The organism is Pseudomonas sp. PICF6 (genome assembly GCF_009831705.1).
GTDB lineage: Bacteria > Pseudomonadota > Gammaproteobacteria > Pseudomonadales > Pseudomonadaceae > Aquipseudomonas > Aquipseudomonas rhizophila.
In genome coordinates this window covers 170,779-172,681 of the sequence record NZ_WUUD01000013.1, presented here as the reverse complement: position 1 = coordinate 172,681, position 1,903 = coordinate 170,779, and the positions used below count along the sequence as shown (strand labels likewise).

2 protein-coding genes and 1 pseudogene are annotated in these 1,903 nt (G+C 60.0%); 1 reads left to right on the top strand and 2 read right to left on the bottom strand.

Annotated features, from left to right (window positions below; translation table 11 throughout):
• Nucleotides 1–407 (top strand): annotated as a pseudogene (locus GSM73_RS26950) (hypothetical protein); the annotation flags it as partial.
• A gap of 109 nt (nt 408–516) precedes the next feature.
• Here the strand turns inward: GSM73_RS26950 and GSM73_RS05855 are convergent.
• Both GSM73_RS05855 and GSM73_RS05850 read right to left on the bottom strand, forming a co-directional pair.
• Complete coding sequence (locus GSM73_RS05855; RefSeq protein ID WP_047227932.1) at nt 517–1,059, bottom strand: DUF2937 family protein; 543 nt, start codon at nt 1,057–1,059, stop codon at nt 517–519.
• 13 nt (nt 1,060–1,072) lie between these two features.
• The gene (locus GSM73_RS05850; protein WP_047227933.1) at nt 1,073–1,849 is read right to left on the bottom strand and encodes a class II glutamine amidotransferase; all 777 of its coding nucleotides are present in this window, start codon (nt 1,847–1,849) and stop codon (nt 1,073–1,075) included.
• Nucleotides 1,850–1,903 lie beyond the last annotated feature (54 nt).

The following is a 1,903-nucleotide window of genomic DNA, read 5'->3' as shown; positions in this document are numbered from 1 at the left end:
GCAAGACCGAGTTCAAGCACCTGGAGTATTTCTACTTCCACAACTTCGTCTATGAATCAGTGTGGAAAAACAACCTGCGCCGCACTTCCGAACGCACCTCGACCCAAGACTTGCTGCACAAGTATGGCGCCGATTACAAAGTGATCTTCATCGGCGACGCCGCCATGGCCCCGTATGAAATCACCCAGGCCGGCGGCAGCGTCGAGCACTGGAACGAAGAACCGGGGTATGTCTGGATGCAGCGCTTCATGGAGAAGTACAAGAAACTCATCTGGATCAATCCATACCCGAAGGACACCTGGGGCTACACCGCGTCGACCAACATCGTGCGCGAACTGGTGGAGGACCGCATGTTCCCGCTGACCTTGCGAGGGCTGGAAGAAGGGATGCGGTTTCTTTCCAAGTAAGATTTTTTCTGCCCTTGAGGGCCTCATCGCGAGCAGGCTCGCTCCCACAGGGTCTCGAGTCCAATGTGGGAGCGAGCCTGCTCGCGATGCTTTCAGCCTCCGAGCGATGTTACAGCCCGCGCAAATCGCGCTCTTCAATCGGTCGGCTCTGGCGCAGACGCCTGCCGCCCAGCACCACCCAGTCGATCAGGCGGAACAGGCACTCCAGGCCAAACGACAGCAACATGGCGCCACTGAGGCCCCAGATCATCGCTTCGGGGGTCAGGAGAATCTGGTAGCTGTAGCCGTTCCAGGTTTCCTTGCGAATTTCCGGGTCAGCGGCCAGTGCCACTTGCAGCAAACGGATGTACCACGGCCCCTGCATTGCCTGGAATTGCTTGTCCAACGCCTGCTGACGGACGAGCAAGGTGTTCAGGCTGTCAGCATCACTGCGAAAGATCGGGTCTTCGCTGGCACGGTAGTGAGCCACCAGCGCTTGCATGTCGCCCTTGAAAAACTGGTTGGCGGTGCCCTGGAAGCCTTTCAGTCCGGTCTGCGCTTCGATCAGGTGCGCCTCGACCCGCTTGGCGTAATCGCTGATGAAACCGGGCACCTGCACCCCCACCAACAGGCCTACCGCGAACAACACCAGCCGTAGATAACTGAGCAACATAATCGTGAAGTCCTTATTCGGTCTGGCCATGGCTGACGCATTCGCCGCGCCGCCACAGGCTCCATTGGCCCGGTTCGTAGCGGGTCCAGGTTTCGTTTTCAGTCAAGGGTTCGGTGGCAATTACCGTGACCACGTCATTGGGCGTGGTTTCGGCGTGGAAATCCACGATCACGTCCACATCCTTGAGCCGCGCCGGGCCGAACGGCGCGCGACGGGTGATCTGGACCAGTTTGGTCGAGCAAAAGCAGAACAGCCAGTCACCATCGCTGAGCATGCAATTGAACACGCCCTTGCTGCGGTATTCGGTGCAGGCCTGGATCAACGACGGCAACAGTTGCTCCACCTCCACCGGTTCCGGGAACGCCTGGCGCACGCGATTGAGCAAATCGCAGAACGCCGCCTCGCTGTCGGTATCGCCCACCGGACGATAGAAGCTTGCGCCCGGCTGGAAATCGGCGAGTTGGCCATTGTGAGCGAAGCACCAGTTGCGGCCCCACAACTCACGTACGAACGGGTGGGTGTTGGACAGGCAGACCTTGCCGACATTGGCCTGGCGAATGTGCCCGATCACCACTTCGCTCTTGATGGGATAGCGCTGCACCAGGTTCGCCACTTCCGACTCGCTGCTGGCGGCCGGGTCCTGGAACAGGCGCAGGCCACGACCTTCATAGAAGGCAATGCCCCAGCCGTCCCGGTGCGGTCCGGTCTTGCCGCCACGCTGCATCAGCCCGGTGAAGCTGAACACGATATCGGTCGGCACGTTGGCGCTCATGCCCAGTAACTCACACATGCTCGGACCCTCGCTTCAATGGGACAAGCCTGGCTACAGCCGCGGTTCGATGCG

Excerpts from the sequence above, each read along its gene's own strand:
- GSM73_RS05855 (WP_047227932.1), bottom strand. The coding sequence starts at position 1,059 with ATGTTGCTCAGTTATCTACGGCTGGTGTTGTTCGCGGTAGGCCTGTTG.
- GSM73_RS05850 (WP_047227933.1), bottom strand. The coding sequence starts at position 1,849 with ATGTGTGAGTTACTGGGCATGAGCGCCAACGTGCCGACCGATATCGTG.